The 6,193-nt window shown below is 68.4% G+C and carries 8 protein-coding genes; 5 read left to right on the forward strand and 3 right to left on the reverse strand.

Annotation, left to right across the window (positions count from 1 at the left end):
- Positions 1–39: 39 nt before the first annotated feature.
- Positions 40–561, forward strand: a complete 522-nt coding sequence (locus tag ACOJTB_RS13610; RefSeq protein ID WP_420103063.1) for a DUF6101 family protein — start codon at positions 40–42, stop codon at positions 559–561.
- Positions 562–601: 40 nt separating this feature from the next.
- Here the strand turns inward: ACOJTB_RS13610 and ubiA are convergent, their stop codons facing one another.
- Positions 602–1,576 (reverse strand): 4-hydroxybenzoate octaprenyltransferase, encoded by a 975-nt coding sequence (gene ubiA / locus ACOJTB_RS13615; protein ID WP_420103064.1) that lies wholly within the window; start codon positions 1,574–1,576, stop codon positions 602–604.
- A gap of 18 nt (positions 1,577–1,594) precedes the next feature.
- Positions 1,595–2,053 (reverse strand): hypothetical protein, encoded by a 459-nt coding sequence (locus tag ACOJTB_RS13620; protein ID WP_420103065.1) that lies wholly within the window; start codon positions 2,051–2,053, stop codon positions 1,595–1,597.
- Between the two features lie 216 nt (positions 2,054–2,269).
- On the opposite strand from ACOJTB_RS13620, the gene ACOJTB_RS13625 reads away from it, so the two are divergent.
- From ACOJTB_RS13625 to ACOJTB_RS13635, 3 genes are all read left to right on the forward strand, one after another.
- Positions 2,270–3,019, forward strand: a complete 750-nt coding sequence (locus ACOJTB_RS13625; RefSeq protein ID WP_420103066.1) for a 16S rRNA (uracil(1498)-N(3))-methyltransferase — start codon at positions 2,270–2,272, stop codon at positions 3,017–3,019.
- Between the two features lie 190 nt (positions 3,020–3,209).
- Positions 3,210–4,592: a glutamate--cysteine ligase gene (locus ACOJTB_RS13630; RefSeq protein WP_420103067.1), complete on the forward strand. Its 1,383-nt coding sequence runs from the start codon at positions 3,210–3,212 to the stop codon at positions 4,590–4,592.
- Between the two features lie 80 nt (positions 4,593–4,672).
- Positions 4,673–4,846, forward strand: a complete 174-nt coding sequence (locus ACOJTB_RS13635; RefSeq protein ID WP_420103068.1) for a Flp family type IVb pilin — start codon at positions 4,673–4,675, stop codon at positions 4,844–4,846.
- A 9-nt stretch (positions 4,847–4,855) separates the two neighbouring features.
- Here the strand turns inward: ACOJTB_RS13635 and ACOJTB_RS13640 are convergent, their stop codons facing one another.
- Entirely contained in the window at positions 4,856–5,737 is an 882-nt protein-coding gene (locus tag ACOJTB_RS13640; protein WP_420103069.1) for a LysR substrate-binding domain-containing protein, read from the reverse strand.
- A 173-nt stretch (positions 5,738–5,910) separates the two neighbouring features.
- On the opposite strand from ACOJTB_RS13640, the gene ACOJTB_RS13645 reads away from it, so the two are divergent.
- Positions 5,911–6,193, forward strand: a 283-nt coding sequence (locus ACOJTB_RS13645) for a DUF1127 domain-containing protein (RefSeq protein ID WP_420103070.1), incomplete at its 3' end; no start/stop codon positions are given.

The raw sequence follows: 6,193 nt of genomic DNA on the forward strand, positions 1-6,193 counted from the left end.
GGCTCCGCTGCGGCAGGGATTAGAGAGGCGTTATTACCGATGGCCAGCGTCACGCCGGTCGCCGGAGGCAGCGGCTTTGCGCCGTCGCTCTCCGGCGAGCCGATTCACACCGCGATCCTGTCCGGCAACCCGATGCCGCGCCAGCCCTCGGCGCCCGGCATCGAGCGTGTCGGCCCAGTGCGCATCCTGCGTGGCTCCGCCGCCTGGCGCGGCGTCGCGCTTCGGCTGGCGGACCCGCACGGCACCAGCGAACGCTTCGAACTGGCGCTGACGGCCGGGGATGGTCGTTCGGTCGTCGTCGCCACTGCGGATCACGACGATGCGGTCGCCCTCTGGCGTGAACTCGGTCGCGTCAGTGGCCTTCCGCTTCTGCTGGAGACGGTGGACGGCACCATCTCCGAGCCCTTTCCGCAGATCGGCCGCGTCGCGCTGGGCCCGACGCGCCTGCGTCGGCGCTATGCGCTTCTCAGCGACCGCCGCCCCCGGTTCCTCACCCGCCGCAAGCCCGGCCGCGTCGTCGAACTGCCGGTGATGGTGGCGGGTGAACGGCTGACGGATTGAAATCGGCCGGGAGGAGCGGGCGCCTCTTTGGATCGCCGACTTAAAAGCCTGCCAAAGCCGCCCGCGCGGCCCCGTCGAGCGCGAGCCCGGCGGCGAGGATGAGACCCGCTCCTTTGTTCGAGCGGAAGAGCATCAGCGCGTCGGCCCCCTGCGCTCCGGCGATGCGCGAGACCTGCCAACCGAGATGCAGCGCGAAGCCGGCGAAGCCGAGCCAGGCCATGAGTCCGCCGCCCGCCAGCCCGATCGCGATGCCGATCAGTAGCGCCGCCAGTCCGAAGCAGATCGCCACCGCTTCGCGCGTATGGTCACCGAAATAGCGTGCGCTGGACTTGATGCCGGCCATCACGTCGTCTTCGAGATCCTGCATCGCATAGAGCGTGTCGTAGCCGACCGTCCATGCCACCGAGGCGGCGTAGACGAGAAGCGCCGGCGGATCGACCCGGCCGAACATCGCGCTCCAGCCCAGCAGCGCCCCCCAGGAGAAGGCGAGACCGAGCACGAATTGCGGCATGTTGGTCACCCGCTTCATGAACGGGTAGATTGCGACGATGCCGAGCGAGGCGATGCCGAGTAGGATCGTGAACCGGTCGAACTGCAGGAGCACGACGAGCCCGCCCAGCGCCTGCGCGACCATGAAGGCGAGCGCGGCCTTCACCCCGACCTGGCCCGAGGGCAGGGGCCGCCCGCGCGTGCGCGCCACGGCGGCGTCCAGCTTGCGGTCGATGATGTCGTTGAAGGTGCAGCCCGCCCCGCGCATCAGCACCGCGCCGATCAAATACAGCAGGCAGTGCCACGGGTCGGGATAGGGCCTGCCCGCGGCGATGGCGGCGAGCCCGGCCGACCACCAGCACGGCAGCAGCAGCAGCCACCAGCCGATCGGCCGCTCGATCCGGGCGAGCTTGAGGAAGGGGCGGGTAGCGCGCGGCGCTCTGGTATCGACCCAATGGCCTTTCAGCGCATCGGGCAGCGGCGCGTCCGGGGAGGGACCTGTCGCGGCATGGGCGGGATCCGACATGCCGCGCCGGTCCTGCCCTTAGAGCGCGCCTTGCGGAATCCGCAGGCCGCCGCCGGCGCCGCTGGTGATCGAATCGGCGCCGCCGAACGGGTTGGCGCCCTGGGCCTGCTGCTGGGCGCGCTTCTGCATCGCCGCCTGCTGCTTCACCGCGTTGCAGGCCTGGCCGCGCACGGCGACGATCTTCTTGTTGTCTTCCGTCATGCTCTGGATGAACGTGTCGGGAACCTGACACCAATCCTTGTTGGCATTCGCGAATTTCAGCGTCGCTTCGCCGTTGTTGGCCAGCCGGCCGAACAGGGAGCAGGCATCCTGCGGCGTCAGCTTCTTCTTGGATTTCTGCGAGGCGGCGATCCGATCGACCATCGCCTTGCGATCCATCAGCAGCTTCTGCATCGGCTCGCAGCCGGATGCGGCCTGGGCGCGGACGGGCGCGGCGTCGGCGAAGGCCACCGCCGCCAAACCGAGGGTCGCGAACACTCCGGAAGCCATCCTTCGCCGCATGCCGTCCTTCTCCAGATTGCCGGCCGCCCGGCCGATCCTGTGCGCTATGCTTAACAGCAGCCGCTGTTAATGCCAAAGACCCTCGCGAGTCCATGGATCGTCCATCGCCAATTCGCCGCCTTACCGCGTGATTGTGGCGATTTTGGCCGCGGTGCCGCCCGCGGCCGATTCCAGAAGGAGGCGTTCGCGCCGATGTCCACCCCCGATTTCGCTCGCCACAGGCTGTTCATCGACCAGCCTTTCGCAGCCGGCGCTGCCTTGGTCCTCGAACGCGACCAGGCGAATTATCTGCTCAACGTGCTGCGCCTGAAGGCGGGCGAGGGGATCCGCGTCTTCAATGGCCGGGACGGGGAATGGCACGCTCATGTCGCGCCCGAGGGCCGCAAGAGCGCGAGCCTGACGCTGGCCGAGCGGGTGAAGCCGCAGCCGCCGGCCCCGGGCCTGCGCTATCTCTTCGCGCCGCTGAAACATGCCCGCCTCGATTACATGGCGCAGAAGGCGGTCGAGATGGGGGCGGGCGTGCTGCAACCGGTCATCACCCGCCGCACCCAGGTCTCGCGGCTCAATCTCGAGCGGCTGCGCGCCAATGCGATCGAGGCGGCCGAGCAATGCGGCATCCTCTGCCTGCCGCATATCGAAGCCGAAAAGCCGCTGGAGGCGGCGCTGGCGGAACTGCCCGCCGACGAACTGCTGATCTTCTGCGACGAGGACATGGCGCAGGCCAGCCCCGTCGCGGCTTTGTCCGCGCAGCGGGCGGGCGGGCCCATTGCGGTGCTGATCGGCCCCGAAGGCGGCTTCGACGAGGCCGAAAGGCGGCTCGTCCGCGCCCGCCCGAACATGGTGGCGATCTCGCTAGGCCCCCGCATCCTGCGCGCCGACACCGCGGCGGTCGCGGCGCTGGCGCTGGTGCAGGCCGTGCTGGGCGACTGGCCGCGCGGCTGAGCCGGTTCATACTGGCAGCCGGTCCGAGCCGAGGGTTGTCGAAAACGCCGCCACCCCCTTTCGCGAATGCAGCAAGCCGGTCGTTGTCGGGCGTTCGGCGCTCGCCTATGTCTGTCGTCCCCGCGCCGCGCGTCGAAGGCCATCCGGTCTTGTGCCGCGAGCGCTCGTCTTCTGTTCTGCCGGAGCGCCCATGGCTCGCGACGTGTCCGATTCGACCCCGGTCGGCTCCAGGGAGGAGCTGGTCTCCTGGATCGCCGCCGGCGAGAAACCCGAAAGCCGCTTTCGGATCGGCACCGAGCACGAGAAATTCCCGTTCTACCGCGCCGATCTGGCGCCTGTGCCTTATGAAGGCCGCGCCGGCGCCGGCGGCATCCGCGCCCTGCTGGAAGGCATGCAGCAGCGCCTCGGCTGGGCGCCGATCGTCGATGACGGCCACATCATCGGCCTGGCCGGGCCGGACGATGTCGGCGGAGCGATCTCGCTGGAGCCGGGCGGGCAGTTCGAGCTTTCGGGCGCGCCGCTGGAGACGATTCACGAGACCGCTGCGGAGCTGGCGGCCCATATCTCGGATGTGAAGGCCGTCGCCGCGCCACATGATATCGGCTTCGTCGCGCTCGGCGCCTCGCCGCTCTGGACGCGGGGCGAGACCCCGATGATGCCGAAGAGCCGCTACAAGATCATGGCGAACTACATGCCGAAGGTCGGCACCATGGGCCTAGACATGATGTTCCGCACCTGCACCGTGCAGGTGAACCTCGATTTCGCGACAGAGGCCGACATGGTGCGCAAGCTGCGCGTCTCGCTGGCGTTGCAGCCGCTGGCGACCGCGCTCTTCGCCGCCTCGCCCTTTCTGGACCGCAAGCTCAACGGCTTCCAGTCGATGCGCTCCGAAATCTGGCGCGATACCGACAATGCCCGCGCCGGCATGCTCGCCTTCGCCTTTGAGGATGGCATGTCCTACGAACGCTATGTCGATTACGCGCTCGACGTGCCGCTGTATTTCGTTAAGCGCGGCGACACCTATCACGACGTCGCCGGCGCCTCCTTCCGCGATCTGCTCGACGGGCGCCTGACGCAACTGCCGGGCGAAAAGGCGACGATCTCCGACTGGGCGAACCATCTCGGCACGATCTTCCCGGAGGTCCGTCTCAAGCGCTTCCTGGAGATGCGCGGCGCCGATGCCGGCCCCTCCGACATGCTGGTGGCGCTGCCGGCCTTCTGGGTCGGTCTGCTCTATGACGGCGTCTCGCTCGATGCCGCCTGGGACCTCGTGAAGGGCTGGAGCGCCGAAGAGCGGCAGGCGCTGCGGGACGCGGTGCCGCGAGAGGGGTTGTCCGCGACGATCGCGGGCCGCAGCCTCGGCGTGATCGGCCGCGAGGTGTTGGCCCTCTCGCGCCAGGGCCTCGTGCGGCGGGCCCGGAGGGATGCGAAGGGGCACGACGAGAGCGTTCATCTGGCCCCGCTCGAGGCGATCCTCGCCGGCGACCGCACGTTCGCCCAGGAGCTCGTCGCGCGCTATCACGGCGAATGGGCCGAAACGGCCGAGCCGGTGATGACAGCTTTGGCGTTCTGAGCCGGATCTTTCCGGCACTTGCGTGGCATTGCACCGTCGCGATTAACGTTTTTTCGGCAAAATCTTCCTAGGGTTGGCGCATGGGCACGATCACCGCCACCTTCCTGAAGCTGATGCGCGACGAGAGCGGCGCGACCGCGATCGAATATACCTTCGTGGCGGCTCTGGTTTCGATCGGCCTGATCGCGGGTGCGACCCAGATGGGCCAGTCCATCAACGGCTTCTTTGAATCCGCGGCAGCCGGCCTGAAGTAACGCGGCCCGCTACTCCGCCGCCACCTTGAAGCTCGCCAGATTGTCCAGGCTCTGGATGATGTGCTCGGCGAGCGCATTCGACAGAACCGACGGGTCGAAGCGCGTCCGCAACAGGCCGATCTTGCAGGAGGGGAGCGTCGCGAATCCTTCCGAAGGTCCGAGGATCCGCATGCCCGGCCGCACGGCGCTTTCCGGCAGCACGGAAACGGCGAGCCCGGCCACCACGGCCGCGCCGACCGCGGTCGAGTTCCAGCTGGCATAGAGCACCCGGAAGCGGCGGCCCTTGGCCTCCAGCGCTTCGACCGCCGCCTGGCGCCAGTTGCAGTTCGGCCGGCCCAACGCCAGCGGCAGCGGGTCTTCCTCATGGACGCCATGGCGGGCCGAGGTCACCCAGAGCAGGGGCTCGATGCGGATGATCTCACCCTGGCTGCGGCTTTCGACATGGGTGATGATCGCCAGGTCGACATCGCCGGAGGCGATCCGCTCCGCCAGCATCGGCGTGGGCTCGCAGACGACCGTGACCTCCGCGCGCGGGTTCGAGCGGGCGAAGCGGGCGAGGATCTCGGGCAGGTAGCGATCGGCATAATCATCCGGCACGCCGAGCCGGATGCGGCCCTTCAGATCGGCATCCGCGAAGCTGGCGACGCATTCCAGGTTCAGCCGCACGATCCGGCGGGCATAGTCCAGCAGCCTCTCGCCATCCTCGGTGAGCTTGGCGTGACGCCCGTCCCGCCCGAAGAGCGGCCGGCCGACGCGCTCCTCCAGCCGCTTCATCTGCATCGAAACCGCCGATTGCGTCTTGAAGACGATCTCGGCCGCGCGGGTGAACGAACCCGTATCGGCGATGGCGACGAAGGTCTTCAGCTGATCGGCGTCGAGTACATGGGCCATCAAACTTCCCCGTCACCGCGGTCATCAATATTCGTGCTGCCAATGATCATAAGCATTCGTTTGGCTGATGGCTAGCGCCCCGTTACATCTGAAACCGTTCCCCGCAGCCTCACCGGACGAGCCGGTGCACCGGGTGAACGATCCATTGTCCCGATCGCCCCGAGGAGGGTGTCATGTTGCTGTTCACCGCTGCCGCCAAGTCGCTGCCCGCCGTCACGGCCGGCGTCGTGCGCATTGTCGGGTCCGCGGTGACGACGATCGGCGGCGTCGGTCGCGCGCTGCTCCACCGCCGCGAGATCATGCGTCTCGGCGAACTCGACGAGCGGGGCCTCAAAGATATCGGCCTGGTCCGGTCCGACATCGACGGCGCGCTGGCGACGTCCTGGCTCACCGATCCCTCGAAGATCCTGGCGGCCCGCTCCGACGCCAGCGCCGGCCTCGCCGAGCGTCGGCGCC

The sequence above is a fragment of the Allobosea sp. genome (assembly GCF_048595345.1).
Classification (GTDB): Bacteria; Pseudomonadota; Alphaproteobacteria; order Rhizobiales; family Beijerinckiaceae; genus Allobosea.

Coding starts and splice junctions, on each gene's coding strand:
- ACOJTB_RS13635 (WP_420103068.1), top strand. CDS start 4,673: ATGGGCACGATCACCGCCACCTTCCTGAAGCTGATGCGCGACGAGAGC.
- ACOJTB_RS13625 (WP_420103066.1), top strand. CDS start 2,270: ATGTCCACCCCCGATTTCGCTCGCCACAGGCTGTTCATCGACCAGCCT.
- ACOJTB_RS13630 (WP_420103067.1), top strand. CDS start 3,210: ATGGCTCGCGACGTGTCCGATTCGACCCCGGTCGGCTCCAGGGAGGAG.
- ACOJTB_RS13640 (WP_420103069.1), bottom strand. CDS start 5,737: ATGGCCCATGTACTCGACGCCGATCAGCTGAAGACCTTCGTCGCCATC.
- ubiA (WP_420103064.1), bottom strand. CDS start 1,576: ATGTCGGATCCCGCCCATGCCGCGACAGGTCCCTCCCCGGACGCGCCG.
- ACOJTB_RS13610 (WP_420103063.1), top strand. CDS start 40: ATGGCCAGCGTCACGCCGGTCGCCGGAGGCAGCGGCTTTGCGCCGTCG.